At 57.3% G+C, this 26775-nt stretch carries 27 protein-coding genes, 1 tRNA gene and 1 riboswitch; of the genes, 9 read left to right on the top strand and 19 right to left on the bottom strand.

Features of this window, described 5'->3' with window-relative positions:
- Positions 1–117 precede the first annotated feature (117 nt).
- The 11 genes from ACZCED_RS00005 to ACZCED_RS00055 form a co-directional block, all read right to left on the bottom strand.
- Positions 118–237 (bottom strand): DUF6538 domain-containing protein, encoded by a 120-nt coding sequence (locus ACZCED_RS00005; protein ID WP_464860029.1) that lies wholly within the window; start codon positions 235–237, stop codon positions 118–120.
- Positions 238–432: 195 nt separating this feature from the next.
- Positions 433–508: transfer RNA gene (locus ACZCED_RS00010), tRNA-Ala, on the bottom strand.
- 70 nt (positions 509–578) lie between these two features.
- Positions 579–1823 carry a peptidoglycan DD-metalloendopeptidase family protein gene (locus ACZCED_RS00015; protein ID WP_462971330.1) on the bottom strand — a complete coding sequence of 415 codons (1245 nt, stop codon included), beginning with the start codon at positions 1821–1823 and terminating at the stop codon, positions 579–581.
- Between the two features lie 715 nt (positions 1824–2538).
- A complete protein-coding gene (locus ACZCED_RS00020; RefSeq protein ID WP_464859939.1) occupies positions 2539–3300 on the bottom strand; it encodes a general secretion pathway protein GspB in 762 nt (253 codons plus the stop codon).
- A 24-nt stretch (positions 3301–3324) separates the two neighbouring features.
- Positions 3325–5127 carry an ExeA family protein gene (locus ACZCED_RS00025; RefSeq protein ID WP_464859940.1) on the bottom strand — a complete coding sequence of 601 codons (1803 nt, stop codon included), beginning with the start codon at positions 5125–5127 and terminating at the stop codon, positions 3325–3327.
- Positions 5128–5140: 13 nt separating this feature from the next.
- Positions 5141–5977: an MBL fold metallo-hydrolase gene (locus ACZCED_RS00030; RefSeq protein WP_462971327.1), complete on the bottom strand. Its 837-nt coding sequence runs from the start codon at positions 5975–5977 to the stop codon at positions 5141–5143.
- A gap of 36 nt (positions 5978–6013) precedes the next feature.
- Positions 6014–6820, bottom strand: a complete 807-nt coding sequence (locus ACZCED_RS00035) for an MlaA family lipoprotein (protein ID WP_462971326.1) — start codon at positions 6818–6820, stop codon at positions 6014–6016.
- Positions 6821–6899: 79 nt separating this feature from the next.
- Complete coding sequence (locus tag ACZCED_RS00040) at positions 6900–7529, bottom strand: MlaC/ttg2D family ABC transporter substrate-binding protein (protein ID WP_464859941.1); 630 nt, start codon at positions 7527–7529, stop codon at positions 6900–6902.
- 102 nt (positions 7530–7631) lie between these two features.
- Positions 7632–8084 (bottom strand): outer membrane lipid asymmetry maintenance protein MlaD, encoded by a 453-nt coding sequence (gene mlaD, locus ACZCED_RS00045; protein WP_462971324.1) that lies wholly within the window; start codon positions 8082–8084, stop codon positions 7632–7634.
- A gap of 42 nt (positions 8085–8126) precedes the next feature.
- On the bottom strand, positions 8127–8897 hold the full coding sequence (locus ACZCED_RS00050; protein ID WP_462971323.1) for an ABC transporter ATP-binding protein: 771 nt from the start codon (positions 8895–8897) through the stop codon (positions 8127–8129).
- Between the two features lie 7 nt (positions 8898–8904).
- Entirely contained in the window at positions 8905–9708 is an 804-nt protein-coding gene (locus ACZCED_RS00055; RefSeq protein ID WP_462971322.1) for an MlaE family ABC transporter permease, read from the bottom strand.
- 228 nt (positions 9709–9936) lie between these two features.
- On the opposite strand from ACZCED_RS00055, the gene ACZCED_RS00060 reads away from it, so the two are divergent.
- The 3 genes from ACZCED_RS00060 (at position 9937) to ACZCED_RS00070 (ending at position 12221) form a co-directional block, all read left to right on the top strand.
- Positions 9937–10410, top strand: coding sequence for a GIY-YIG nuclease family protein (locus ACZCED_RS00060; protein ID WP_464859942.1), 474 nt, complete (start codon positions 9937–9939; stop codon positions 10408–10410).
- A 166-nt stretch (positions 10411–10576) separates the two neighbouring features.
- A complete protein-coding gene (locus ACZCED_RS00065; RefSeq protein WP_464859943.1) occupies positions 10577–11320 on the top strand; it encodes a DUF6125 family protein in 744 nt (247 codons plus the stop codon).
- A 205-nt stretch (positions 11321–11525) separates the two neighbouring features.
- Positions 11526–12221, top strand: a complete 696-nt coding sequence (locus tag ACZCED_RS00070; RefSeq protein ID WP_464859944.1) for a GntR family transcriptional regulator — start codon at positions 11526–11528, stop codon at positions 12219–12221.
- Positions 12222–12297: 76 nt separating this feature from the next.
- On the opposite strand, the gene uvsE is transcribed toward ACZCED_RS00070, so the two are convergent.
- Positions 12298–13197: a UV DNA damage repair endonuclease UvsE gene (gene uvsE, locus ACZCED_RS00075; protein WP_462971318.1), complete on the bottom strand. Its 900-nt coding sequence runs from the start codon at positions 13195–13197 to the stop codon at positions 12298–12300.
- A 122-nt stretch (positions 13198–13319) separates the two neighbouring features.
- Between uvsE and ACZCED_RS00080 the strand changes: the two genes are divergently transcribed.
- The 3 genes from ACZCED_RS00080 to ACZCED_RS00090 all read left to right on the top strand — a co-directional run bounded on the left by ACZCED_RS00080 (position 13320) and on the right by ACZCED_RS00090 (position 16509).
- Positions 13320–14000, top strand: a complete 681-nt coding sequence (locus ACZCED_RS00080) for a stage II sporulation protein M (protein ID WP_462971317.1) — start codon at positions 13320–13322, stop codon at positions 13998–14000.
- 168 nt (positions 14001–14168) lie between these two features.
- On the top strand, positions 14169–14963 hold the full coding sequence (locus ACZCED_RS00085; protein ID WP_464859945.1) for an HDOD domain-containing protein: 795 nt from the start codon (positions 14169–14171) through the stop codon (positions 14961–14963).
- 48 nt (positions 14964–15011) lie between these two features.
- A riboswitch (SAM riboswitch) is annotated at positions 15012–15106 on the top strand.
- 104 nt (positions 15107–15210) lie between these two features.
- The gene (locus tag ACZCED_RS00090) at positions 15211–16509 is read left to right on the top strand and encodes an O-acetylhomoserine aminocarboxypropyltransferase/cysteine synthase family protein (RefSeq protein ID WP_464859946.1); all 1299 of its coding nucleotides are present in this window, start codon (positions 15211–15213) and stop codon (positions 16507–16509) included.
- A 128-nt stretch (positions 16510–16637) separates the two neighbouring features.
- Here ACZCED_RS00090 and ACZCED_RS00095 read toward each other — a convergent pair whose 3' ends face one another.
- From ACZCED_RS00095 to ACZCED_RS00125, 7 genes are all read right to left on the bottom strand, one after another.
- Entirely contained in the window at positions 16638–17240 is a 603-nt protein-coding gene (locus ACZCED_RS00095) for a PilZ domain-containing protein (protein ID WP_464859947.1), read from the bottom strand.
- Between the two features lie 138 nt (positions 17241–17378).
- Positions 17379–18101, bottom strand: a complete 723-nt coding sequence (locus ACZCED_RS00100) for an energy-coupling factor ABC transporter ATP-binding protein (protein WP_462971313.1) — start codon at positions 18099–18101, stop codon at positions 17379–17381.
- Between the two features lie 85 nt (positions 18102–18186).
- Entirely contained in the window at positions 18187–18939 is a 753-nt protein-coding gene (gene cbiQ / locus ACZCED_RS00105; RefSeq protein WP_462971312.1) for a cobalt ECF transporter T component CbiQ, read from the bottom strand.
- Positions 18936–19553, bottom strand: a complete 618-nt coding sequence (locus ACZCED_RS00110; RefSeq protein WP_464859948.1) for a hypothetical protein — start codon at positions 19551–19553, stop codon at positions 18936–18938. Before ACZCED_RS00110 ends, cbiQ begins: the two co-directional genes overlap by 4 nt.
- 16 nt (positions 19554–19569) lie before the next feature.
- Positions 19570–20199 (bottom strand): cobalt transporter CbiM, encoded by a 630-nt coding sequence (gene cbiM, locus ACZCED_RS00115; protein WP_464859949.1) that lies wholly within the window; start codon positions 20197–20199, stop codon positions 19570–19572.
- Between the two features lie 6 nt (positions 20200–20205).
- Positions 20206–20982, bottom strand: a complete 777-nt coding sequence (locus tag ACZCED_RS00120; protein ID WP_464859950.1) for a DUF4198 domain-containing protein — start codon at positions 20980–20982, stop codon at positions 20206–20208.
- Between the two features lie 100 nt (positions 20983–21082).
- Positions 21083–22243: an LbtU family siderophore porin gene (locus ACZCED_RS00125; RefSeq protein ID WP_464859951.1), complete on the bottom strand. Its 1161-nt coding sequence runs from the start codon at positions 22241–22243 to the stop codon at positions 21083–21085.
- 451 nt (positions 22244–22694) lie between these two features.
- Here ACZCED_RS00125 and ACZCED_RS00130 point away from each other — a divergent pair, with 451 nt between their 5' ends.
- From ACZCED_RS00130 to prmA, 3 genes are all read left to right on the top strand, one after another.
- Entirely contained in the window at positions 22695–24017 is a 1323-nt protein-coding gene (locus ACZCED_RS00130; protein WP_462971307.1) for a TIGR04283 family arsenosugar biosynthesis glycosyltransferase, read from the top strand.
- Positions 24014–25423, top strand: coding sequence for a radical SAM protein (locus ACZCED_RS00135; RefSeq protein ID WP_462971306.1), 1410 nt, complete (start codon positions 24014–24016; stop codon positions 25421–25423). The genes ACZCED_RS00130 and ACZCED_RS00135 overlap by 4 nt, the downstream gene beginning before the upstream one ends.
- 88 nt (positions 25424–25511) lie before the next feature.
- Positions 25512–26435, top strand: a complete 924-nt coding sequence (prmA, locus tag ACZCED_RS00140) for a 50S ribosomal protein L11 methyltransferase (protein ID WP_462971305.1) — start codon at positions 25512–25514, stop codon at positions 26433–26435.
- Positions 26436–26775 lie beyond the last annotated feature (340 nt).

The raw sequence follows: 26775 nt of genomic DNA on the forward strand, positions 1-26775 counted from the left end.
GGCCGGTTCCTCACGGCCGACCACCTGGGCTGTCGCATGGGGTTGGACAGGCACACTTCCGCCATATTTTTTTATCAACTTTTTGGCTGGGGCTAATTGATCACGAAATGGCTCTTTTTAAGGTGTGACAGCCGTAGCCATGGTCCTGGCCCTGGACTTAGCTAAACCCAGTTTTCCAGTCCGCAGGGAATACCTTAGTTCCGTCCGTTTAACAACCGCTTGGACGTCTTTAGGGATTCAGTACCTGAAGATATAGCCGGATGGATGGTTTTTAAGATAGGAATGTGCGCGGTGGGTTCCTGCGGTGCAAGCTGGCATATCAGCCTCCTTGGATCAGACAACGGGTTCGGACAAAAGTTCCGTTGTCGTTGTCCAAAGCAGGCCGAAAAAAATAAAAATGCCCGCAATAACGGGCATTAAGAGTGGTATGAATGGTGGAGATGAGGGGGATCGAACCCCTGACCTCAGCGTTGCGAACGCTGCGCTCTCCCAGCTGAGCTACACCCCCATGAAACGTTGGCCTTTACCTATCACCGACATGGCTTGTGTAGATTTTTTTAACGATCGAGTCAAGAAGGTTAATTGTCGCTGGTCAGCATCACCAGGCTGGTTTTTTCCTTCAACAGGTCATCCACCAGCATCAACCGCTCATTGACCACCTCGGTGAAACTGGCCAGCAAATCCGTTTTCAGCGGCTTGCCCCGGCTTTTCTTGACCTTGTTGGGATCGATGGGCTTGCCGCCCACGCGCACCTCGTAGTGCACGTGGGGACCGGTGGCCACGCCGGTCTGCCCGACACGGGCGATGACCTGGCCCTGCTCCACCAGCTGCCCGCGTTTCATCAGCAGCCGGCTGCAATGGCCGTAGTACGTCTGATAGCCGTTGGGGTGCTTGACAATCATCAGCTTGCCGTATCCGGCCTTGCGCCCCGAAAAAATGACCTTGCCATTGGCCGTGGCCATGATGGGCGTACCGGTAGGGGCACCGTAGTCGATGCCGGTATGCGGTTTGTAGCGTTTGGAGACCGGGTGGAAGCGCCGGATGGAATAAGAGGATGTCATCTTGCCGAACTTCAACGGGGTTCGCAAGAACATCTTTTTCAAGGGCTGGCCGGTTTCATCATAGTATCCGTCAAACTGGCCGTCGTTGAATAAAAAGGCCGAAAAGGTCTTCTGCTTGCCCACGTAACGGGCAGCCAGGATATCTCCGTATTGCACAAATTCGCCATCCTTATAGCAGCGCTCATAGACCACGGCAATCTGGTCGCCTTTTCGCGGGTAAAGATAAAAATCGATGTCCCAGGCAAAAATTTCCGCAATCAGACCGGCCACCTGCATGTTCTCCCCGCTGTCGGCCACGGCCTGGTAGAGCGAGGATTCGATGGTGAAGACCTTGGCGATCACCTGTCGGTCAAGCACGATTTTCCGCTTGCGAACGGTATAGTCGCCATTGTCTTCCTTGACGGCCTCGTATTCGTCCAGCGGACTGGTTTTGTAGACAAACTTCTGGATCAGGTTCTGGTCGTCTACGCTGACCGCATAGTAGTCTTTCGGCCGGGAACAGCGAAAGTCGAAAACCGGCTTGAAGGATCTGGAAAGGGAGAGAATCTCCGACGGCGGTATGTCGCAGGCGGTCAGGGCATCGTAAAGGGTGCGGTTGCGGATGAGCCCTTCCACCACATTGACTGACGACGCCGGTGCCGTCTCTATTGCAAAAGTCTGATTCACATCGGTTTCAGCCTGGAGACCGGTGGCCGCAGCCGGCAGGGGAAGCAAAAGAAAAAGCCCCCCCATCAAGGCCACGAAATACACCACTGCAAGCATATTACATTTCCAACGCATGTTCGATTTTCCTTTCGAGCGTTCTGCTATTCTCAGGATGGTTTCGGTCGGTTCCATATATAACTTTAGCTTGCATGATTGCCTATTTAACAAAAGCGTTTCTGGTAATCAACCGTTTTTTAAAGCATTTTATTGACTCAAAATATTTTGATTGCCTTTATTTAACCGTTGAGGGGTAGTAAAACGCCTCAGGGGCGCACTGCCTGGAAGGCCGCCAAGGCATGATCCAGTTGACCGTTTTTGCCACGGAAGAGCGATTCAATGTCACGGCTGGCGGGCATCGACAGGGGCAATCAATATCGATTTCACCGGGAAACCGGTGTTATCCGTCCGCAAGACCATCAGGCCTTTTTGCATCAGCACCGGGCCTGATCCGGGGAGTATATGATCCATTGGATAATATTTATTAACTTAATGAAATCATGCTATATTTTTTCCGGTTAAGGGAACATTCCCCGCGGCAAGCCGCGGGGAATGTTCCGCCTCTAACGGCGGTGCTGCGCAGCACCGTAAGGATAAACGTCAATTTTCAGTTCGAATGACCATGGGCACCCAACTGCGCATGAGCGAAAGGTGTTTTTACTGTTAATGATTGAGGCAAGCAATAGGTACGCTCGATGGCAAGGGGTGAGGCGCAACGCCGAAAGTGATTCACCTAAAGCAGATCGGATGGTGTGAAGAACCGCCAAACCGGTTCCTAACGGATTTTAAACGCTTCGTGCCACCGGTCGGACCCTTCGGCCAGCAGCACATCGTCCGGATTGATCCGCACTACCACGATATTATCCACGGATCCGCCTTCCTTGATGAGGCGGTTGTTGATGACGACAAACCGCGCGGCGGATTCCGGAGCCCACACCAGGGCCTGCAGGTCGATGCGCGGGTCACTTTTGAAAAATTTCCCGGCATCGCGAGACGCTGCCACCGGCTGGCCGGCCATCGCTGAATCCGCCGGGCGGGGCGCCGGGTCTTGGGCCGGTGCAATCACCGGATCGGCAGCCGGGACGTTACCGGGAATGGACGGGTCACCGGTCTGAGTCGGCAGTGCCGCTGCCATGGAATCGGACACGCGATCGTCTGAAGCGGGAGCATTGGCAGTGGCTTGTTTCGAGGACGCTTCCATCGGGGTCTTGACTGGCGGTCTTTGCGGTTGTTCGACAACCGGCACGATAGGCGTCGGTGCCCCGGCAACCAGAGGCGGGGTCGTTTGGGTGGTTTCGGATGACGGCGGCGTCGACAAAGGACCCGCCGGCGGTGGGGTATACGGCCGCCACACTTGCCAGAGGACCCCACCGGTGACACACAACCCCACAACGATACCCAGCGGCACCCACCAGCGGCGACTGCGCTTACGGTAGGGTGACGGCATGGGACGCGGGGCCGGCCAGGGGGTGCCCGCGGCACGATCCACAGTGGATTCCTGCTCTGCCTTTTTCAGTGCTTCCAGGATGTAACTCAACGCTTGCCGCTCCTCTAACCGTCTTTATTGCCCCGGACTGCCGCCGGTCAGACGGGGTCCGTTCAGAGACGGATCTTCGTTGTAAAGGGCGATTTTCGTCATGGGGCCCACCATCCCGTCAACATCCAGGCCGTTGCGGGCCTGAATCGTCTCGACGGCCATCCGCGTGGTGGTATCATAGGCCGCGGTCATCTCTTGGATGGGGAACCCCTTGGCTTTCAGGTACACCTTAAGGGACAAGATAACGTCTCCGGGTGACGAGATCGGAATGATCCCCGTGTAGTTGAAATAGTTTTTCCAAAAGATATAGGCCTCCCCGTTCCACAGTCCCGTCAGCGAAGCGGGGGCGACGGAAAAAGTGCCATCGCCGTCAGCCAGCCGAAGTTCATCCTCTTCAACGCCCACCAGGGCCAGGAACCGGGCATCGCTGCCGTCCGGTGGGGCAAATTCCAATATGGCCGGCAGGTTCAGCTTTTTAATCAGGGCCAGATTACCTTTGAGGCGAAGGACTTCCATATCGCTGTGCCGGGCGGAAAGACGAAAAAAAGTGTCGCTGTCCACCCCATCCATCGGCTTGGCGTCCAAGGGGGGCTGCACACGCCATTGCTCCAGGATGGCCGTCAACGCGCCCATGCGTGAGTGCAGGACCGCCGTGGACGCGAGCACCTGTTGAAGGTCGGGGACCGGAGGTGACGGTGCCGGATCAGCGCTGGCGGTCGTTTCGGCCGGCGGTGCGGCCGGCACCGTCACCGGTTCTGCCGATGCCGACAGCGCTCCGGATTGTGGCGATGGCGCAACGGCCTCCGGGGCTGTTTCTTCGGCAGCCTCCGGTATGCGGACCGCCGCTGCGTCTGAACGCGTGGTTTCAATCTTATGGTGAGCGACCGGCGCAACGGCCATCCGGCGGGTGCGGTTCAGCATCATCTGACCGAGAACCAGCCCGGCCACCAGAATCACCAACACCACCAGCAGACCGATGACTATTTTTTCACGAAAAAACATCGGCTTGCCGGAACGTTTTCTTTTGCCCTCCAGTTCACGGATGGCCCGCTTCACGATGGCTTGGGTGATGCGGTGTTTGCCCATGGCAAAGGCGGTCAGCAGGGTCCGGTCGCAGACGATGTTGATGAGCCGGGGAACGCCGTTGGAATAGTAGAAGATGGACCGGTATGCTCCCGCGGTAAACGCCAACCCCGGTTTTCGGGAGGCAATGTGGATGCGATGACGGATATACTCCCGCATTTCGGATGTGGTCAGGGGAATCAGGTGGCAGCTCAGGGTGATGCGCTGGTTTAACTGTCGGAGTGCGTCGGTTTCCAGCAGCTCTGCCAGTTCCGGCTGTCCCACCAGGATAATCTGAAGCAGTTTGCTGGTGGTGGTTTCCATATTGGAGAGCAGCCGTAGCTGTTCCAGCACATCTACGCTCAAGTTCTGGGCTTCATCCACGAGCAGGATCACGTTTTTACCTTGGGCTTTTTTCTCCAGGAGAAAGGCGTTGAGCCGGTCGATGAGGGTTTTTACCGACTCGGTGTCCGAGGGGATGCCGAATTCATCGTTGATGGCTTTGAGCAGTTGAAGGGAGTCGAGCTTGGGGTTGAATATGTAGGCCGCTTCGGTTTTTTCGTCCAGGCTCTCCAGAAACATGCGACAAAGGGTGGTCTTGCCGGTACCCACTTCGCCGGTGATTTCAACGAACCCCTCGCCATAGCCCACGGCATAGTTCAGGTGGGCCAACACCTCCTCATGAATCCGGGACAGGTAAAGGTACTCCGGGTTGGGGACCAGTTTGAACGGTCTCTCTTTGAAGCCAAAAAATCGATTATACATGACGACTCATCTCTCAGCCTTCCAGCTCAGCACCCACGCAGCCGAAAAAAAACCGCTCACCCAAGTGCGCGCGGAGGTTGGCTGCCTTTTCCAGCCCCGTGCAGTGAGACACGCCCAACCGTTCGATGCCGTAGCGGTCGATGGCCTTGAGCGTCTCGTCGAACTGGGCGGGCTTGGCAAAACCAAGATGCGTCCCTCCGACGACCGCATAAATTCGATCCCTGTGAAACATCTCCAGGACGTGGTCGAAGATGTTGATCATGCCGGCATGGGCACAGCCCAGCACGAGGATGAGTCCTTTTTCCGAATCGACCACCAGGGACAGGTCGTCGGCAATGGGGTCCGGGCGCACGGCCATGGCGCCTTCGGGATGAAGGGTCATGTTGGGATCCGGCTTTTCAAAGTCGTTGCTTCTGGCAATTTCACCGGTCAGATGGACTCGATCGCTGAGTTCAACCGGATGTCGAACCAGATGAAATTGGGCGCCTAAGGATTCGAGGTATTCGCGCCGGTGGCGCATACCGATGTACCGGGTGACCTTGCCGTCGGACCAGGTGCGTGAAGCGAAGATATCCGGGTGGCCGTAGACAGTTACCGGACCGGTCTGTTTGAGCACCTGCGGCAGTCCACCGGTGTGATCGTAGTGGCCGTGACTGATGGCGATGGCCCGGACGGATGCCAGGTTTTTGCCCAGGGCCGCGGCATTTCCGCAGATACCGATGCCCTGGCCGGTGTCGAAGAGCACGTTGCCGGCCTCGGTTTCAATAAAGCAGGCAAACCCGTGCTCGCCCACGACGCCGAAGGGATGGCACACGGAATTTTCGCATAGGATGGTCAGTTTCGTAGGCATAAGGCGCTTTTGGAAATACGGTGGTTGACCGCCACCCTATTGGGCGATCTTGCTGAGCCGGTTCTGGATGTAAGCGTTGCGAAAGGCCTCATAAGGATCCAGGGAAGCGTTTTTCAGGGTCTCGTAATCGCCGATGCGAAAAGAGGTCTCGTTGATCGTCCTGACACCGTAGGCGATCACGTTGGTGGTGCCGGAAGTCAATTCACCGGCATCCACATTGACCAGCTGCATGAACGAAACCGGGTTCAAGGCCCAATCCCCGATACTGCCCACTGTGTCACGCAGGGTCGAGGGGCCGAACAGGGGCCAGATGATGTAAAACCCGTTGCCAACGGCATAGTATCCTAGCGTCTGGCCGAAATCCTCTTCAGGAGGATTGAACTGTGGTTTGTCTCTTACCAGGTTGAAGAATCCCAGACAGCCTGCCGTGCTGTTGACCACGAACCGGCAAAACTCACCTTCCGCGGATCTCCATTTCCCTTGAAAGAGGCAATTGACAAAGCGGACCGGCGCCAAGAGATTGAAAAAGAAATCTTTTACGCTAACCCGGACCGGCGTGGGAACGACCACCCGATATCCAGAAGCCACTGGTTTGAGCACCCAGAAGTACAATTTGTCGTTGAAGACGAACATGGCCCGGTTGAATCCGGCAATGGGGTCGGCAACCGCCTGCAGCATCAGGTCTTGATCGCCGTAACTGTTGCCACTGGGGCTGTCGAAGGGATCGAAGGGAATCGAATCCGCCGACGCCTCGGCATCACCACCGGTCGGGGCATCGGCCCATGCGATACCGCCCATCAGCACAACCGCCATCAGGATCATGAACGACAGTCTGGATTTCATCGCCATCGATTGCTTCGCCGTTTGAAAGTCGCATGCCCGAATCGGGCCAGCCGCTGCCTATGCAACACCCACGTTCATCTTATCCGTTTTCAGCCAGGCGTTTATTTTGTTCGGCCAACTTTTCGTTGAGCCGCTGGATCAGTTGGGCCGGTTTTTCCTTGCTCAGGATGCTTGCAAACTGGGTGCGGTAATTTTTAACCAGACTGACGCCCTCGACAATGATGTCGTAGACCATCCACCGCCCGTCACCGCCCTTGATCATCCGATAATTGACCGGAATCGATAATGTTTCCCGCACGATCTGGGTTTTGACCTCGGCGTAGGTATCCGAGTAAAAATCCTGCCCGAGGTAGACGATCTGCTCGTTGTGGTACTCGCCCTGGATTTTATCGATGTAGGTGTTGCCCAGAAACTGGGCGAACACATCGGTGAATGCAGCCTTTTCCGCAGCGTTGAAATCGTTCCAGTTGCGAGCCACGGCCCGTTTGGCGATCTCATCGAAGTCGAACATCGGCTTGACGACCTTCCAGATTTCGTCCCGCTGGGCGGATTTGGCGCCGGCCACCTGGTATTGGGGATCGTTGAGAATAACGATGACGGTATCGACCGGGGCTTTGATGGTCTCCATGGGTTCCATGGATGCCGCTGCCGACGGGTTTGTCGCCAACAGTAAAAAAGCAAGTACGCCGATCATATGTTTAAGGATCATCTCATCCTCCGCAGTCTCTCATTTCATGCTGCAATCACGTTCTGCCTGTGCCGGCGAGGTGATGTCTTTAGCCGCACTGGCACGGGTCGATAACGGGCGGCATTATTTTTCGGCATCTCCGAAAACGTATTTGCTGACCAGTTCCTCAATGTCCAGGGCCGACTCGGTTTCGATGATCATGTCTCCACTTTTGAGTATCCTGTCCGAACCGCCCGGCGTCAAGCGGATGTATTTATCGCCGATCAGCCCAGAGGTCTTTACCGAGGCAATGACGTCATCGGTGAGCATCACTCCTTTTTTGATTTTCAGACTGACAATGGCCACCTGTCGTTGATTGTCAAGGCGGATACCGCCCACCTGACCGATCTCTACCCCCGCCATGTCCACAACCGCGCCGGCCTTAAGGCCCGAAACCGAATTGAAGCGCGCATCGAGCGTATAGTAATCGTCGCCGAACCACTCCATTTTTCCCAGCTTGATGGTTAGGTAAGCCACGCTGATCAGGCCGATCAGAACGAACACGCCCACCGCAGTTTCGACAGATGTTTTTTTCATATTTCCTCCGCAGCCGCTATAGAACCGATGCGGCCGTGATTGTCAGCGCCCGCTTGGCGACGCTTGGATCGCCCCCGTGTCCTGGCCGCGTATAAACTGCCGGATCACCGGCTCATCGCTGTCCTGGATCTCCGCCGGGCTTCCCTGGAAGATGATCCGGCCCTGATCCAGCATGGCGATACGCTGGCTGATGTAAAACACATCGGGAATTTCATGGGTGACCATGACCCCGGTAAAGCCGAAGGTCTTCTGGTACTGGGCGATCATGGCGTGGGCCGCGTTCTTGCGGATGGGATCCAGGCCGGTCGTCGGTTCGTCAAAAAGCACGATCTCAGGATCGGTCACCAGGGCCCGCGCCATGGCCACCCGCTTTTTCATGCCGCCGGAAAGCTGGGACGGGTATTTGTCATCGATTCCGGCCAGGTCCAGCTGGGCCAGCTTGTCACGCACACGGCGCTGAATTTCACGGAACGGAACCCGGCCCTTCTCTTTCAGCGGCAGGGCCACATTCTCATAAACGGTCATGGAATCAAACAGGGCCGTTCCCTGAAACATATAGCTGAACTTCATCTTCACCGCCCGGCGCGCGGCGGCGGGCATGGCCGTGAGCGCCTGGCCCTGGAACCGGATTTCCCCCTTGTCGGGTTCCAACAGGCCGATGATGTGCTTGAGCAGGACACTCTTGCCGATGCCGCTCTTGCCGATAATGGCCGTGACCTGGCCCTGGTAGATGGACAGGTCCACCCCCTTGAGCACGGCATTGTCGCCGAAGCGCTTGAACACCTGATTGAACTCGATCAACGGCTCGGTCATGATTGTCTCACAGCAGGAACGAAGTCAACACGTAGTCGGCCACCAGGATCATCACACAGGACAAGACCACCGCCGACGTGGTGGACAGGCTCACGCCCTTGGCGCCAAACCCTTCCTTGCGCAGGTGGGTATTGTATCCTTGGAAACAGCAAATCGTAACCACGATGGCGGCAAAGCAGAATGATTTGGCAAACCCGCCGTTGATGTCCGCCATCAGCACACTTGATTCCACCCGGCTGAAATAGAGCCCCGAATTGATCCCCAGCAGCAGTGAGCCGGTCACATAGCCCCCGATAATCCCCACCACATCGAAAATGGCCGTGAGAAAGGGAAAGCTGATCAGCGCAGCCCCCAACCGGGGACTGAACAGAAACCGAACAGGGTTGATGTCCATGGTCTCTAAGGCATCGATCTGTTCGGAAATGCGCATAATGCCGATCTCGGCGGCCATGGCCGAACCGGCCCGGGCCACGACCATGATGGCGGCCAACACCGGGCCCATTTCCCTGATCAGGCTCAAGGCCACCGCCGCACCCAACAGCCCCTCTGAACCGAACTTCACCAGCGTGTAGTAACCTTGCAGACCCAATACCATCCCCGTAAACGCACCGGTAAGGCAGATCACGAACACCGACTTCGTGCCGATAAAGTAGATCTGGTCGATAATCTTGTCCGCCTGGAGGGGAAACGAAAAAAGATGGATGACGCCGCGGAAAAAAAAGATCGCCACCCGCCCCAGTTCCTGAACTGGAGAAATGGCCATGCGTCCGAGAGCGGCCAGCGTATTGGAGATTGTGTAGGATTGCGCCATCACATCAATACCGCTATGGGTTCCTCAATGGACATGGTGGTAAGTCGAGTTGGAGCGATGAACGACTGATAAGCTTGTAAAAATAACTGAAATCGCCGGTAATGTAAAGAAAAGAAGGCAATGGCCCTGTCTGGACAGCTTTTGGCCCGGGCCTTTGACCCGCTGGCCGATTTCGGATAACCAGTAGGCACATCCACACGATCATACCGGCCGGAAAGGATTTGCTAAATGGATCTTAACCGCCATGGCACCTATGCCCTGGTGTTCAGCTGTCCGGCATCCGTTAATGCGATCGCCGGAAAACTCGGACCGATTTGTCTGTCCAGCGGATACTGGATCTACGTGGGCAGCGCGTTCGGACCCGGCGGCCTGCGGTCTCGATTGTCCCACCATCTGAAGCCATCGCGCCGACCCCACTGGCATCTGGACTATGTCAAGCACGCCCTGCGACCGGTTGAAGCCTGGACCACCACCGATCCGGTCAAACGCGAGCATGACTGGTCGAGGCTTGTTTCAGCCCTCAAAGGGGCCTCTTGCCCCATTGCGGGGTTTGGTGCTACGGACTGCAGCTGCCGTTCACACCTGATTCAAATGACCCGGTTGCCGGGTTTTAGCGGTTTTAAAAAGCAGGCCCGCAGGGTTATACCGGCACATGGTCCACTGTTCAGGTACGATCTGACCCAAGGCCCGTTCATTGCCTGAAACGATCGGCACCGGTGCACGCATGCGGGGCTGACGACAGCCCTCACTTTTGGGCTAATGTTCGCATCCCTTGACTTCCCACCGGCCTTTGCCTACAGTGCTTAACGACCGCCGTTCACCCACCGACCCGTCCGGTACTTTCCCGATCCACGAGAGGAGACGCCCCATGACCGACACCGTTGACACCATTGCCGATCTGAACCAGGAGCAGACCGCTCGCCTGATCATGGATGTCATGCATCGGACCATCGTCCACTATGCGCTCTGGTTCACCGAGATCCGCCACCAGATGGGCATGGACAAGGCCCTTGAAGCCCTGTCCGTCGCCTCGCAAAAAAGCGTGGGGATTCAACTCAACCGGCTCTCCAATCTTTTAGGGTTCGAGATGAAAAACGGCATCCCCGGACCACTGCTGGACCTGCCGAAAAGCGACCTGCTGGCGCTCCTTGACGGCGCGGCCATCAACTGGCTGGCCAACGACGGCGTATGGTTTCAATCCGTGGAGTTCACCAGCGGCATGAACGACGCCAAGCGCTGCAACGACTCCTGTTGGGCCCACTTTTCCCCCTTCGAGGCCTGGGCCGTCAAACGGTTCCTGGGACTCGGCGACCAGTCCGGCCTGGACGGGTTAAAAAAAGCCCTGAGTTTTCGTGTCTACGCCCGGATCAACGTGCAATCCTTTACCGACGACGGACCCGGCGCCTTCATTTTCCGCATGAACGAATGCCGGGTCCAGATGGCCCGCAACAGTAAGAAGCTGCCCGACTACCCCTGCAAATCAGCCGGCCTGGTGGAGTACACCTATTTTGCCCGTGCCATCGACCCGCGCATTCACACCGAATGCATCGCCTGTCCCCCGGACGACCATCCGGACGATTGGTATTGCGCCTGGCGGTTCTCGATTAAGTAGATGCAACATCAGGCAATTGGCTTGCCTGTCCGGTTCCTGGATTGCCTCGATCGTCAAGGGTGGACGCCCCCCGAAGCGATGGATCGGTCAACCTGGCATCTATTGACATCCGCACCGCTTTTATTTAATCAAATACTTGATCAAATTTAACATCGTCGCATGTCAGGCGCATGCGACAACCCTGTCTTCAGCCAAGGACGATTAGATGGCCCCTTCAAAAACAAAACCGGCGCCGGATGCCGGCCACACGCGCAAAGCCTACCAGGGCATCCGGCAAATGCTGTTTCACAACGAAATCGTACCCGGGCAGAAAATCGCCTACCGGGACCTGGCCGAACGGCTGGGCATGAGCCAGACACCGGTGATCCAGGCCCTGAAGTGGCTCGAATTTCAAGGTCTGGTTCGACATGAACGCCATCGCGGATATTACACCGAGCCGGTCAGCATTCAGGAAGTGGAGGAGATCTACGACTTTCGTGAACAGATCGAGCTGGCCCTGCTGCCTCGAACCCTGGCCCGCATGGACAACACGTCAATAATAAGGCTTGAGGACGCATTAAATGCCCACCTGAAGGCCTCGCGGGAGATCTACCTGTATGGCCGGCTGCTCAAGGACATGGAGTTTCACCTGACGCTGGCGGACTTGTCGGGCAACCGGGTTCAGCATCAGACCCTGCGACTGCTGTTCGATCTGCTATATCTTAAATACGGGGGCAACATCCTTTTTTCCACCTCGATGGAAAAAGCCGACACCGCCCACAAAGAATTGTTCGGCCACATTCGCGGCAACCGGTTGGATGATGCCAGAACCGTACTCTCCCGGCACATCAACAGCGTTAAAAATCACGTCCTCAGCGGACTTGAGCGTCTGATGAAGGAAAAAGACAAAGCCGGCTTTTAAACCGCAATAGCGAGCGCACTCCCCGCCGTTTGTCCAAGCGAAGCAACGATCCCGCCATCGGGGCCGCAGGGAGGGTTCATCCTCTGCCGGCCAAATCCGTTTTTAGTTTCAGCACCGCCAGCTCTTTGGCTTTGGCCTCCACATCCACCGTCAGGTCAAGACCCCGCCAGCAATCGGGGAAATCGGCCGGATCGATGAAGTCGTGATGGGGCCGGCACGGTCCCGTCCCCCACCCGTTCAACGGACTGGAGAGATGAAAAAGCGGTTCACGACGCCAGGTGGACATCGCCGCTTTCGTAATATCCTCGACACTTTTTCCGTCGGGCAGGCAGCGGTGGTGATGAATATCATAAACGAGGGGAAGGCCGGTTGCCGTACACACGGGTAGCAGATCCGACGGCGTGTACACCCGGTCATCGTTTTCCAGGGTCAACCGGCTTTTCACCTCAGGGGATAATCGGTTGACCACCGATACCAATCGCTTCAGCGCCGTTACCTTATCGCCGTATGCCCCGCCGCCGTGGATGTTGATCACGTCGGCGGCCACCCATTCGGCCACCTGGGCGTGGTATTCCAGATCCGCCACCGAGCGTCTGACCACACCGGCGTCCGGCGAGGAAAGAACCAGGAACTGATCCGGGTGAAAGGAGGTCCGGATGCCATGCTCAAGGCTGAAGCGTCCGCATTGCTCGAACCGCGCAATGATCCGATCTCCCTCCGGCAATTCATGCAAGTCATATCCAACATCGGGATGGGTTTTTACAGGAAGGATCTGGCTGTTGATCCGAAAGGCGCCGATACCGTTGTCCGCACAATAGTTCAATGCAAGGTAGAGCGCATCGGCGTTGTGCAGACAAATCGACGCCAGGTGCGCCGCCCTGACCGATCCCGACAGCGACAGCAGGTAACTGGCCGTGGTGCGCCGGAATTTGATGGGCGCCTTTCGAAAAATGCAGCAAAGACCCAGACGGAGCATGGCGCCACCTCACCCTTTCGTGTTTCTGCGTCAGCTTCTGATGGGGTATGTTCTTTCAATCTTAGCGTATTCGTGGCATCTTGCGAATGCAATCGGGGATTGCCACCGCAAGCGGCTTCCGCATGAAACCGATACGCTTGCGCCCGGCCGGCAACCCGAAGCAAGAAAAAGAATTAGATGGGCTCGTGCAGCATCCCATCAACCCGCAAACCGCCGGATTGGAGGCAAAGGTGTATAATCGTCACTATGCCGCTGCCTTGTCAACCCTGTACCAGGCCCGCTACAGCATCTTGATTGCCCTGTTCGTCTATGCTGCCAGTTGTCTGGCCGGGTGGATATATGCCGACACCCTGGGCTTCTTCCAGCAGGCGGCCGGCAGCTTGGCCGGCAAGTTCGCCGGAAAAAGCGGCGCCGCATTCATCCTTTCATTGTTTGCCCACAATCTGGTGGCCACTTATACAACCATGTGCCTGCTCACCCTGTGGGGTTTGTTGCCAATGATCACCGCCATTTCCAACGGCCTGATTCTGGGCTGGATTGTGGCGACCGCAGGCGGTCCATCCCCCGTTGATGCCGCCGTCATGCTGGTGCCCCACGGCATGTTCGAATGGCCGGCGATGATGATCGCCTGGGGCGTTGGTCTTTGGCGCGGCGCCGGGTACCGGTTTATCGCCGACCCCGGAACCTACGTTCAACGCTGGATGCGGTCAAACCAGGTTTTTTTTCTGATCGTTCTCCCCCTGCTTCTGCTGGCCGCCATCGTCGAGGGCCGCGGGCACCTTGCGGGCTGGCTTCCAGGATAATCCAACGCAATGACAAAAAATCCTAATGCCTGCTCTGAAAAGACCGATGATTAATTGTAGAACGTGCGATGGCAGTCGCGATACCCTACAACGGAAGATAAGGATCCTTCAACGATGGACAGCCTGACCCAGATAATAAAAAAAGTAAACCGACTGGAACCAATTCCCATGGTTATTCACAAGGTTTTGGATCTCGCCGACGACCCGGAATCGTCGCTGAAGGACCTGGTGGAGGTGGTCGAGCGGGACCCGGCCATCACCGCCAACCTGTTGAAAACGGTCAACTCCGCCCACATGGGGTTGCCGGTCAAAGTCGATTCCGTCAGGCAGGCCGTCTCCATGCTGGGATTGCAGCAGGTCGTGGAGATGGTGCTGTCGCAGAACCTGTCCGGCAACCTGAAACGCGCCCAGAAGGGATATGGCCTGGCCAAGGGAGACCTGTGGCGCCAGAGCCTGGCCGTGGCCATGGTCGCCAGAACCCTTGCCGGCCGGCGGGATCTGATGAGTCTGCCGGCCATCTATACCGCCGCCCTGCTCAAGGATATCGGCAAGGTCATTCTCCACGAGTTTGTGGCCGACCAGCTATCGGCGATCCAGAAATTAGTTGCCGCAGAAGGCATGAGTTTTGTCGAAGCCGAAAAAGAGGTGCTGGGGATGGATCACACCACGCTGGGGGGCATCATCGCCAAACAATGGCATTTCAGCCCCCACATGATCTATATGATCGAAAATCACCACCTGCCCAATCCCGCATCGCGCAACGACCCGGCCACCGCGACCCTCTACCTGGCCGACATGGTGGCCATGATGGTGGATACGGGCATCGGCGTGGACCGGCTGGCCTACCATGTATATCAGGATGTCTTCAATGACTTTTTCCCCGACAAACAACAGATTAAAAGACTGATGGTCACCTACAAGGCCTTTCATCGTGAAATCGAGGGTTTCATGGAGGCTGCCTGACCCCGCCCCCTTGACAACACCTCCTCTGCAAATTAGCTTCTCCTGAAACGATCATGAAGAGTGGCGAGAGGGACCTGGCCCGTTGATCGCCCGGCAACCTGAATAGACAAGGTGCCAATTCCAGCCCTAACGGGAAACATGCGGCCCCTTCTGCGTGGCAACGATACAGCCGCCGCCTTCCCCTGTAAGGAGGCGGTTTTTTTGTTTGCCTTTAATAAAAACTCCGCCAAACCAAGGAGAACCGATAATGACAGAATTCATGAGAGGTTTTGCATCCAAAGCGGTGCACGCCGGTCACACGCCGGACCCCACCACCCATTCCCGGGCGGTGCCGCTGTACCAGACATCCTCGTTTACTTTCGACAGCTCGCAGCACGCCGCCGATCTTTTCGGCCTTCGTCAGTTCGGCAACATCTACACCCGCATCATGAACCCCACCACAGAGGTGCTTGAAAAGCGGGTGGCGGAGTTGGAAGGCGGGGTGGGCGCTCTGGCGGTTGCATCCGGCCAGGCGGCGGAGACGTTGACCATTTTGACCCTGGCCCAAGCCGGCGACGAGATCGTCGCCTCGTCGGAGCTCTACGGCGGCACGGTGAGCCTGTTTTCCCACACCCTCAAAAAGCTGGGCATCACCGTACGCTTCGTTTCCCCGAACGACCTGAACGCCTGGGAAGGTGCCGTCACGGACCGTACCAAAGCCTTTTTCGTGGAAACCATCGGCAATCCCAAGCTTGACATCATCGACCTTGAGCCCATTGCCGCCATTGGCAGTCGCCACGGGATCCCTCTGGTGGTGGACAGCACGGTCACGACCCCCTACCTCACCCGGCCTTTGGACCACGGGGCGGCCATCGTGATCCATTCGGCCACCAAGTTCATCGGCGGCCACGGCACCTCCATCGGCGGCATCATCGTGGATTCGGGTAAATTCGACTGGGCTGCTTCGGGCCGGTTCCCCGATTTCGTCGAACCCGACCCCGCCTACCACGGATTGAAATTCGTGGAGACCTTCGGCAACCTGGCCTTTATCCTGCGGGCCCGGGTGTTGGGCCTGCGGGACATGGGCGCAGCCATGAGCCCCTTCAATGCCTGGATGTTCCTCCAGGGACTGGAAACCCTGCACTTGAGAATGCAGCGCCACTCCGAAAACGGGTTGGCCGTTGCCCGCTTCCTGGAAAACCATAGCTGTGTGTCCTGGGTCCGCTATCCCGGTCTGGCGTCATCCCCAACCTACCACCTGGTAGACAAGTATCTTGCCAAGGGTCAGGGGGCGCTGGTGGGTTTCGGGATCAAGGGGGGTCAGGCATCGGCCGTCAAATTCATTGAAAGCCTTCAGCTCTTCAGCCATCTGGCCAATATCGGCGATGCGAAAAGCCTGGTTATCCACCCGGCCTCCACCACCCACGAGCAACTCACCGAAGTCGAACAGCAGGCCGCCGGCGTCACCCCGGACTTCATCCGCTTGAGCGTGGGTATCGAAGACATCCAGGATATTCTGGATGATCTGGACAACGCCCTGACGACCGGTGTGGCTTGCCAGGGGTAGGTCGAGGCCCGACATGAACCGGGAAACGCGAGGAAACGTCAGGCAGGGAAAGGCGCCTCGATGAGCCGGCGCCCCCGAACGTGGGGGGCCACCCGGCCAACCGTTCATAATGGCGGGGCAGCGGAAAATCAGTGATAAGGTGGCACCCACCACACCGCTTCGGTGAACTGAATGCCGATGGACAGCTCCGCATCCGATTTTAGGATTTCGGTAATCGTGCCCACGCTAGACTGTACTCCCGGAATGCCCGGGAATGTGCAGCGCAGCGTAATGGCCTGATCCAGTTCAAAAACGTTGTCCGCCGCTTCCGTGCGCGGAAACATGCAGCGTGCGCCGCTTTTGCTGATATCCCGAATAATTCCGGTGACGAACTGACCCTTGTCAACGGCTTCCATGTCCGCGGACACCGAGCATTGAATTCGCTTGTGGTCGCGTAAATCGAAGGTGCTCACTTCCGTCGGCACCTTGATTCGCCAAAGGCGGACCGGGTGGTGGATTATTTCCACGATCGCAGACCTGAATTCAACCATACCGCCCCGGGCCCTGCATCTGGCGTGCAGGGGTGCGCCTTGTTTTTTCTGCTGCATCGATGCAGACAAGGGAACGACGATAAAGTCGCTGTGGTCTTCGGGGCCGATAAACAGGCCTTCGGTCATTTCACCCTTCTCTTCGTCAACAAATCTTATCACGGCGCCCCGTTTCAGCTTCAAATCACTTTTTTCCATGCCCATGATCCATCCTTTACTGCATACTGGATTATGATTCACCACCCACCATGAAATAATACATATTCATATGGCTGTAAAGCGAATATCTTTTTTCATCAATAAGTTACGATCTAATAAGGCTTTCGGGATGAGATGACCGAGTTACACGTGCCGGTGGGGCTGCTTGCCCATCAGATGGGCGTGCTCGTGGGTGTGGATGTGAAGCTCCTGGTCAAAGCAGACCCGTCCGCCATCCATGGTGTAGATGTGCCCTGCGGTTTTGGATAGAAAATCGAATTCGTGGGAAATGAGCACCAGGGAGAGATCCAGCCCGTTGAGAATGTCGATGAGCTTATCCTTGGTGGATGCGTCCAAGCCGGTGGAAGGTTCGTCCAACAGCAATACCTCCGGCTCCATGGCCAGCACCGTTGCCAGGGAAACCAGTCGCTTCTCCCCACCGGACAGCTTGTAGGTGACCCGATCCTCGAAACCGTTCAGGCCCAGAAAATCGAGCGTTTTTCTGGCCACGGCCACTGCTTCGTCGCGGGGCTTTCCCAGGTTCAGCGGTCCGAAGGCCACATCCTCGAGCACTGTGGGAGAAAAGAGCTGATCGTCGGCGTCCTGAAATAAAAGACCGATGCGCCGGCGCACCTCAATGAAATCGGCCTCCGTTTCCCGCGCTTCGCCAAACGCCTCGACCCTTCCGGAAAGGGGTTTGATCAACCCCATGATGATGTGAAACAACGTGGTCTTGCCGCTGCCGTTGGGCGCCACCAGCCCTATTCGGTCGCCGGCGTGCAGGTGGAAATCGAGATTGTTGAGGATCAGCCGACCGCCGGGGTAGGCGTAGCAAATTTTCGACAGGTTGAAAATAACGGGACTCATGGATTGGCGCCTTCATTGGACGGAAACCGGCCTGCAACGGAAATGACCGCCGCCTGTGTAGCATGGGCACACTGACCGCATCAACTTATTTCATCCACTCCAGGGTTGCCAAAAGGACCAGGAAAAAACTGAATCCAATGGCAAATAATTGGTTGCGGGGATTTGGCGGAAACTCGCGAAGGCTGACAAACCGGCCGTTAAAGCCCCGGCAGATCATGGCGTTGTGAACCCGCCGGGCGCGCTCCGAGGCCCGGACAAAAAGCATGCCTACCAGGTAGGCATAGGTCCGGTAGCTGTGCAGGTTGGTCTTGGGATGGAAGTTGCGGATCTTCATGGCCCGCACCAGGCGCTGGTATTCCTGCTCGATCACGAAGAGGTAGCGATAGGTGATCAACAACAGGTGAACCATCTTGTCCGGCAGCCGCAGCCGGTTCAAGGCGTGGCCGAGGGTGTCCACGGTCATGGTGGCCACCAGGGCCATAAAGGCCAGCATCAGGCAGACGGTCTTCAAACTGATCTGGGCACACAGGGTCACGCCCTGGCGGGTGACGGTCAGTGGTCCGAGCGCGGCCAGCGCATCCCCCTCGTAGGACCAGGGCAGCACCGCCCACAGCAGCAGCAGAAAGACCGCCGGTGCCATGAGGCGTCGCCCAACCGCCCGCCAATCGAGCCGGGCCGACAATGCCAGGAACAGCGATAGGACCAGGGCGACGAAAAGTGCCTTAAAATCGTAGGAAACGGCCACCACGACGGCATACGCCACGGCGCCGGTTGCGCGCAACCGGGGGTCGATGCCATGTATCCACGAACTGCCCTCGGCAAAAGATTCGCTGATCATGGGCGCCTGCGCTCCTTTCGGTAGCGCACATAGGCGCCCAGGCCCACCAGGCCGAGAATGTAGCCGATACCGCCGAGAATCTCACCTATCGTGGGGCCTTTTTCCTGGGATGCGGCTACCATTCGGGCCAGGGGCTTGATCTTTTCTTCGAGCTGGCGGGCCACGATGGTCTCTATTTCCCGGGCCGTCAATCCGGCTTCCGCCGATGGTGGGTCCATTTCGTGTCGTTGGTCCACCCCGGCCGGTTCGGGCGAAGAGGCAGGTATTGCATTCCCAGCGGATTCTCCCATCCCGAGTTCAGCGGCGGTGAGCAGCCACGAATTTTGGTGGCCCATACCGGCGGTGAGCACGATCTTCAAATCGGCAATTACCGGAGCCTTGAAGGCAAACGCCCCGTTGTCGTCGGTCCGGCCCTCCAACAGCAGGTTTCCACTGCTGTCAAACACCTCCACCTTGCCTTCTTTCACCATTTTACCACCGCTGAACTTGCTTTCGGTAAAGACCTGCTCCCCATCGGCCCAGGCGAAGACCGTCACTTTGTGGGCATATGCTGGAGCAAGGATCAGAAGACTGCAGAATGCTGTCGAGACCAATCCGGCAAGTAATCGTTTCATAAACATGTCCGCTGAATCATTTCTTCGGTTGTTGAAAAACCGCGGCATCATATCCAGGCAGCATTTCAGGCTTGACTTTCTTTAAAAATGCCACACAAAAGACAGTGACGAGCCCTTCGATAGCCATCACCGGCAGGTGAGCGGTAACGATCAGGCCGGCCACTTCGAGGAAACTGCCTTCTGTAAACATCAGGCTGACACCGGCCAGAACCGCCCCCAGAAAAACGGACCCGGCACCGCAGGCAAACGCCGCTGGCACGGCTATCCGGGATGGCTTCAGGACAAACGGGCCGAATAGATGGTAACATATCAACGCCGGCAGGGCCATGATCACCGTGTTGACGCCCAGGGTGGTGATTCCCCCGTATTGAAACATCATGGCCTGAAGCGATAGGGCCGTCAGAATGGCCGGGAAGGCCGCCCACCCCAGCAACAGCCCCACGATGCCATTCAGGATCAGATGAACGCTGGACGGCCCCACCGGCACATGGATCAGCGATGCCACGAAAAATGCCGCCGAAAGCATCCCGGCCTGGGCCACCCGGTCCAATTCCAGCTTTTTCAGGCCGGCGGCCGTGCCGGCCAGGGCAACGGCCGCCCCGGCGACGAGCACCGGCCCGCTCAAGACCCCTTCTGAAATATGCATAGTCGTTTATTTCCAGTCGTGAAAGTATACCCAGATCACAGCCCCCATCTCAACCTCTTTGTCCTCACCGTCATGCTTGATCGTGTAGTCCGCCGTGTTCAAGGCTGCAAATCCCCACCATCCCGCATTGGGCGTTGCGTAGGTGAAGACACCGTTGCCGTCGGCCTTGATGGTCTGGGTCACCATGTAGTCGGTCGGCGCGTGCGCGGTCTTGTTCTGGTTGTAATGCTCCACTTCCACTTCGGCATATGGAACGGCTTTGCCGTTCATCTTCACAATCCCCTGGAACACGTTGCCGGCATAGAGGCCGTATGGTTTGGATAGGGGCACAATCTCGGTTTTCAACCCCAGTTCGGCATCCCAGCCCTCGTCATCACCGAAAGCGGTAACCACGGTTTTGGTAATGTGAATGATGAAACAGTCCTCGGCCGGTTCCCAATAGGGCTGCGGCTCCATGTGGAACATGTAGACGCCGGGGCGTTTGATGGGGTAATCGATCGTCCAGGCCGCATGCTCCATGACCCTGGTCGGTTTCAGTTGGTCGAGCAGCGCCTGGTTTTTACCATTGGCCGACACAGCGAAGACGTTGGGTTTATCCAGCTCCATGCCGACCATCTCCATGGGATGGGAAAAAGAGAGGGATAGCGTGATCGTGCGACTGTCTTCCTGCATCACCATGGTGTCGGACGGAATCACCATGCCGAAATGGGCCAGCGCGGTACTGGAAATGAGAATTAAGGCAGCCATGACAACCGTACAAATTTTAATTCTGTTTGTGTGCATCGTTTTCCTCCAGGCATTTTCATATCGCACATGTTGGATAAAGGCTCAAATGGAATGGTTCATTGCCAGGATCGGCCAGTGGCGCATGCACCTGGGCAATTTAAAATTCCACAGCCAGCTGGGCGGTATAGGTGTCGGCCTCCTGGTCCACGGCCAGAGAGGTGTCTTCAAATTTGGCGTGCAGGTATTCCAGCGCAAGGTTGGTTTTTTCGAAAAAGCCCCAGTTCAACACGACGCCGTACTGGGTTTCAGGCAAAACGTCCGCCCCGTCGTCGGACCCGCCGTAACGCACGGCCACTTCCAGGTCCTCGGTGATACCAGCACCGAGTTCGATGTTCCAGGCGGTCGGTTTCCGTTGCGTGGTGTCCGTCGTATCATAAAGTTCGCCGGCCTGGAAGTCATCCAGGGCCCCCATGTATTCACCGATGATCATGAAGCGGTCGAGAACGTCGACGTTCACAAACGCCGACCAGCCGCCGACAAGATCCTGTAATTCAGTGACGCCGACGCCATCGATGGCATCCTCGAAAAAGGCATCGGCCGAAGCCAGGTTGGAGGTGTAGGAAACGCCAGCCGTGAGAACGTCCAGGGGTTTTGCAGTCACGGATAGCACGAAGCTGTCGATGGTGTCGTCATCACCGGCTTGGTCGATTTTGCCGTTGAAGAGACCTGCGGAAAAATCGACCCTCTCATCGCCGAAGCGGTATCCGGCCACCACGGCACCCCCGTTGGTCTCACCCAGAATCAAGGTGGTCGGGTCGGTAACGAAGTAGCTGGTAAAATTGCCAAAAGGAACATATTGGCGCCCGGCGATCAGGTAGGCCGGAAAGGACTCTGTGCCGCTCAGGGCAATGAACCCCTCGTCGACGAAGACATCATCGTCTTCGTACTTGAACAGGACGTGGCCATCCACGTGCCCGACGATTCTGGCATCCACGGCCAGCTCGACCGTGGCCAGGTCCACGTCGCTTTCATCCGTATCCGCCACGGCGGCATCCTGATAATCGATTTGCTGGTAATGCGCCTCGGCCTCGATCAGGCCGCCGATTTCAATACGGTCATACCACTTTTGTCCCTCAATCGGCCTGCTCACAGCGTTTTCCAACTGCTCGATCCGCTTCTCCAGGCTCTTGACTCCGCCTGTCTTTTGAGCCGGATCTTCTTCGTAGGCAACCTCGGCCGACAGTGCCGGACTGCAAATGCCGATGGTCATCGATGCCGCTAAAACAACCATACACGCCTTGAACCGTCCTCGTCTCATCAATCCATCGCTCCTTGCGAATCGACCCACCGGAGCACGGGGCACCACCGTAACCTTGCGGACAGGGGAATCGCTGTTTGTCGTTGAAAACGTCATTCGAAAAGGGCTGCAGCCGGGCCATCAAACCATAGCGAATCCATCCGTGGCTTTTTCTAAAAACAAAAAGGCCACGATGCCATCCGTCCTTCTGGACGGAAACCTTCGTGGCCTGATTTTATGGATGGGTTGCTTTTTGAAACGCAAAAGACAAGCTTCAGCCTGTCCGCTGAATATGAGCCATATCCCAAAGGATCGCCACGGTCAAGCCATTTTTTGGAGATCCGGTTGTGGTGGCCAAGGACCAATCACGTCCGGGTCTCGGATGTACTTTGACCGTAGGATATGATAGGCAAAAAAGACGTATCGCCTTAACAGGCAACCGTTTACCAAGCTAACGCCTTTCAGGAGAACTGTGTTAATCCCAGACGCTTCCGCCCATCTGATTGTTTTCGGCCGATACCCAAGGGTCGGAATGACAAAAACCCGGCTGATTCCTGCCTTAGGGCCGACCGGTGCTGCGGCACTTCAGAAGCGACTTGCCGAGAAAAGCGTGGCCACCGCACGCCAAGCTGCACAGCGGATCGGGGCCCGACTGGTGTTCTGTCATGACGGCGGCAGTGCCAAGCTGCTTTGCCGATGGTTGGGCGGCGGGTCAATCCGTTATCTGGCCCAGGCAACCGGGGACCTGGGCCGTCGCATGCACCTGGCTATTAAAGACGCTTTTGACGCTGGTGCCCGCCGGGTGGTGCTGGTTGGAACGGACATTCCCGGGCTGACCACTGAAATGTTGGAGGAGGCCTTCAGCGCGCTGCACGAAAAAGACCTGGTGTTCGGGCCTAGTCTCGATGGCGGCTACTGGCTGGTGGGCATGACAAGGCCCGAGACCATCTTTGACGGCATCGTGTGGGGCCGGCCGGACGTATTGGAAAAATCCCTGGCGCTGGCCAGGAAAAATGGCATGACGCCCCATATGCTGGCACCGCTGAACGATCTGGACACGCCGGACGATCTGGTCCGGGAGAAAGGCGCTGACCATGTGCCACCACCCTACCTGTCGGTGATCATCCCCGCGATCGACGAAGCCCGGCAACTGCCCCGAACCCTCGCCGCAGCCGCATCTCCCGATGCGGAAATCATCGTCTCGGACGGCGGCAGTGCGGACCGCACCGTGCAAATTGCCGGCTCTTTGGGCGCACGCATCGTCTCCGGCCGACGGGGACGGGCCGGCCAGCAAAACCGGGGTGCAGCCGCCGCGCGAGGCGAGGTGCTGCTTTTTCTCCACGCGGACACCCGGCTGCCCCGCAATTATGTTCATCATATTTTCGATGCCCTGATGGACCGCCGCACCCGGCTGGGGGCATTCCGCTTTGCAACCGACCTCCATACGCCGAGCATGCGATTCATTGCCTTTTGCACCAATCTGCGTGCCGGTTGGCTCAACCTGCCTTACGGCGATCAAGGGTTGTTCCTGCGCCAACGTGATTTCGCCGAGGTTGGCGGATTTGCCGATGTACCCATCGCCGAAGACCTCTATCTGGTTCGCCGGATGGCCCGCAAGGGCCGCATCGCCATCGCTCCGGCCGCCGTTGTCACCTCCGGTCGAAGGTGGCGGCGCCTGGGGCCGATGCGAACCACGATGATCAATACGATTATTGCCATCGGCATTCTGTCCGGTGTCACACCAGGGCGTTTGGCACCGCTGTACCGATTGCCGGCCCAAAAGGCCAAGCCATGAATAAATCGCGACGACCACCCAGAAAAAGCAAATCCAAGACGCATCAGAAGCCTGACCTGCTCGTTGCCGTGGTGGCCAATGAAAAAGGTGAGATCGTCGACCTGGAAGGCTTTGCCGCCGTGGGTGCCGACGGTGACCTGTTGTCACCCATCACCTCGGGAAACACCATCGAATTGCCTTACGGCAGTGAATTGATGTTCCTGCCGGACCGGGTGCCTGTGCTCATGGATCTGGAAAACGGACAGGTGAGACCCGTCGACCGAAACCCCTATTCACCAGGCGAACGCATTTTTCCGGTGGCGGCCTTCAACTCTCCCGGCGTAGTGCTGGCCCAAACCTGCGCCTACCAAGAGCTTCCCGAGGCAGCCATTCTGCCTCTGTTTTCTTATGGTGCGGTGGGCTGGCATGTTCACGGCTTCAGATCGGCGGGTATCGTGGTGGATACAGAACCCCGCCAGGATCTGCGCCGCATGCCCAGGGAGAACATTGTGGCCGGCGTCGAACAGATGAGAAAGCTGTTGCCGGACAATCGTCTGGCCCGACACTTGGAGCACTGCGCGTTGACATACGGATGTCCGGCGGGTAAGAATTTTTTCTTGGGCCGTTACGAGGCGCCCCTGCCCACCTCGCGCACCTGCAATGCCCGTTGCCTGGGATGCATTTCCCTCCAACATAACGATCGGTTGACCAGCAGTCAGAACCGCATCGCCTTTACCCCGTCGGCTGAAGAGATCGCCGGTGTCGCCCTGGCCCACATTGGGCGGGTGGAGAACAGCGTGGTCAGCTTCGGTCAGGGATGCGAAGGCGACCCGCTCATGGCCGCCCGGACCATCGGCCCGGCGATCGCCCTGATCCGTGAAAAAACCGCGCAGGGCACCATCAACCTGAACACCAACGCCAGCCTGCCGCATGTACTGGCGCCGCTTCTCGATGCCGGACTGGACAGCCTGCGTGTGAGCATGAATTCGGTTCGGGAAGCCTGCTACACCGCCTACTTCCGGCCCAAGGGATATCGCTTTGCCCACGTCGTGGAAAGCATCGACCTGGCCATCGCCCGAGGCAAGCACGTATCCATTAACTATCTGAACTGCCCGGGCTTTACCGACAGTCCCGAAGAAGCGGCCGCCTTGTTTGTCTTTCTGGAAAAGCACCCCGTTCACCAGATTCAGTGGCGCAACCTCAATTTCGACCCCCAGCGCTATCTCAAGACGATGAGCGCTGTCACCCCGCTTGGCCCGCCCGTCGGAATGGGCCGGCTGCTGCAACTGATCCGCAAGCGCTTTCCCGATCTGCAATACGGTTATTTCAACCCGCCGAAGGCGCATTTTCAAACCGGCCAGGATGCAACGAAAAAAAGTAGCACAAGTCAATCGATTTCACCGAAAGGTCGGCATGAAGGCCCGTAAACCCTGGGGAAATGGGATCTGGTGTAAATCGACGCAGAGACTGAACGTAACGTGAAACCCATCTCTTGCCTTTTTATAGGGACTCGTCATGAAATGGATTGCCGCAAAAGTGACCTTTGACGGCCCCGACCGGGCTCTGGCAACCGACCTCGTGGCCGATATCTTCTACGATCTCGACCTGAAGGGCGTCGTCGTCGATGACCCGGAAACGGATCCGGGGCAGGATTGGAGCGACGACGCCATCCCCCCTGCAAAAGCGCCCGGTGTCACAGGCTATTTTGCAGACACACACCGTTCGGCCGGCAAGTGCGAAGCCCTTGAAGCGGCACTGCAGCGACTGGCGCGTGTCTCCGGCATCAACACCCATGTCGAATACACTCGCATCGACGAGCAGGACTGGGCCGAGGCGTGGAAGGAGTATTTCTGGCCGGAGCGGATCACCGACACGATCGTAGTCAAGCCCTCCTGGCGGGAGTACCCGGCCCGACCGCAAGAGATCATTCTTGAGATCGACCCGGGAATGGCCTTTGGCACCGGCACGCATGCCACCACAAGCCTGTGCATCCGGATGCTCCAGACCCATCTCAAACCCGGCGACGCCTTTCTGGACGTGGGCACCGGATCGGGCATCCTGATGATCGCCGCCGCCAAACTGGGTGCAGGAACCGTCTGCGGCGTGGATAACGACGAGGTGGCAGTGAGCGTGGCCGGGAAAAACCTGCAGGTTAACCACATCGATAGTTTCGGTCTCTCCACGGGCAACCTTGTGGACGAGGTGCACCGAACGTTCGATATAATGGCGGCAAACATCCTTGCCGAGGTTATCCTGGACCTGCTGCCGGAGGTGAAATCCGTGCTGAAGGAAAACGGGCTGTTGATCTGTTCCGGGATTATCACGGACAAAAAGGAGATCGTGCTTTCAGGATTGAAGGAAAAGGGTTATGCGGTCGTCGAGGTGATGGAAAAAGAGGGTTGGGTGGCTATCGCAGCCCGAAACACCGGGACCGGATGAGCGGCAGCCCGAAGCGGATGGTTCTGAACAGATTCCCGGAAAACCATGCGGACAGGAGACAGGTGGGCGTTAAGTAATCTGGATTGGCTTGCGGCCCTCGACAAGATGGTGATCATCGCACGGGGTTGCCTTCCGTTCAATCAGGCCGACAACCTGTCCGGAATACCGGTCAAAATTAAAATCTTGTAATAATGGCAAGGGCCTTGCATTTCAAGTCAGCAAGGTTGACACGCTCCTCCTTCCTCCTCCCCCTTTGACAAGGCCCTTTTTAGGGCCTTGTCTCTTTTTATGGGATCACCCGCCCAGGCAACAACTTGATTTATTATATTTATAGATAGTT

Source organism: Desulfosarcina sp. (assembly GCF_055467485.1).

Coding starts and splice junctions, on each gene's coding strand:
- ACZCED_RS00030 (WP_462971327.1), bottom strand. CDS start 5,977: ATGCCTACGAAACTGACCATCCTATGCGAAAATTCCGTGTGCCATCCC.
- ACZCED_RS00095 (WP_464859947.1), bottom strand. CDS start 17,240: ATGGGCATGGAAAAAAGTGATTTGAAGCTGAAACGGGGCGCCGTGATA.
- ACZCED_RS00060 (WP_464859942.1), top strand. CDS start 9,937: ATGGATCTTAACCGCCATGGCACCTATGCCCTGGTGTTCAGCTGTCCG.
- ACZCED_RS00015 (WP_462971330.1), bottom strand. CDS start 1,823: ATGCTTGCAGTGGTGTATTTCGTGGCCTTGATGGGGGGGCTTTTTCTT.
- cbiQ (WP_462971312.1), bottom strand. CDS start 18,939: ATGATCAGCGAATCTTTTGCCGAGGGCAGTTCGTGGATACATGGCATC.
- ACZCED_RS00085 (WP_464859945.1), top strand. CDS start 14,169: ATGGTTATTCACAAGGTTTTGGATCTCGCCGACGACCCGGAATCGTCG.
- ACZCED_RS00110 (WP_464859948.1), bottom strand. CDS start 19,553: ATGAAACGATTACTTGCCGGATTGGTCTCGACAGCATTCTGCAGTCTT.
- ACZCED_RS00050 (WP_462971323.1), bottom strand. CDS start 8,897: ATGACCGAGCCGTTGATCGAGTTCAATCAGGTGTTCAAGCGCTTCGGC.
- mlaD (WP_462971324.1), bottom strand. CDS start 8,084: ATGAAAAAAACATCTGTCGAAACTGCGGTGGGCGTGTTCGTTCTGATC.
- ACZCED_RS00035 (WP_462971326.1), bottom strand. CDS start 6,820: ATGAAATCCAGACTGTCGTTCATGATCCTGATGGCGGTTGTGCTGATG.
- ACZCED_RS00070 (WP_464859944.1), top strand. CDS start 11,526: ATGGCCCCTTCAAAAACAAAACCGGCGCCGGATGCCGGCCACACGCGC.
- ACZCED_RS00080 (WP_462971317.1), top strand. CDS start 13,320: ATGAAACCGATACGCTTGCGCCCGGCCGGCAACCCGAAGCAAGAAAAA.
- ACZCED_RS00135 (WP_462971306.1), top strand. CDS start 24,014: ATGAATAAATCGCGACGACCACCCAGAAAAAGCAAATCCAAGACGCAT.
- ACZCED_RS00055 (WP_462971322.1), bottom strand. CDS start 9,708: ATGGCGCAATCCTACACAATCTCCAATACGCTGGCCGCTCTCGGACGC.
- prmA (WP_462971305.1), top strand. CDS start 25,512: ATGAAATGGATTGCCGCAAAAGTGACCTTTGACGGCCCCGACCGGGCT.
- ACZCED_RS00040 (WP_464859941.1), bottom strand. CDS start 7,529: ATGATCCTTAAACATATGATCGGCGTACTTGCTTTTTTACTGTTGGCG.
- ACZCED_RS00065 (WP_464859943.1), top strand. CDS start 10,577: ATGACCGACACCGTTGACACCATTGCCGATCTGAACCAGGAGCAGACC.
- ACZCED_RS00100 (WP_462971313.1), bottom strand. CDS start 18,101: ATGAGTCCCGTTATTTTCAACCTGTCGAAAATTTGCTACGCCTACCCC.
- uvsE (WP_462971318.1), bottom strand. CDS start 13,197: ATGCTCCGTCTGGGTCTTTGCTGCATTTTTCGAAAGGCGCCCATCAAA.
- ACZCED_RS00120 (WP_464859950.1), bottom strand. CDS start 20,982: ATGCACACAAACAGAATTAAAATTTGTACGGTTGTCATGGCTGCCTTA.
- ACZCED_RS00025 (WP_464859940.1), bottom strand. CDS start 5,127: ATGTATAATCGATTTTTTGGCTTCAAAGAGAGACCGTTCAAACTGGTC.
- ACZCED_RS00125 (WP_464859951.1), bottom strand. CDS start 22,243: ATGAGACGAGGACGGTTCAAGGCGTGTATGGTTGTTTTAGCGGCATCG.
- ACZCED_RS00090 (WP_464859946.1), top strand. CDS start 15,211: ATGACAGAATTCATGAGAGGTTTTGCATCCAAAGCGGTGCACGCCGGT.
- cbiM (WP_464859949.1), bottom strand. CDS start 20,199: ATGCATATTTCAGAAGGGGTCTTGAGCGGGCCGGTGCTCGTCGCCGGG.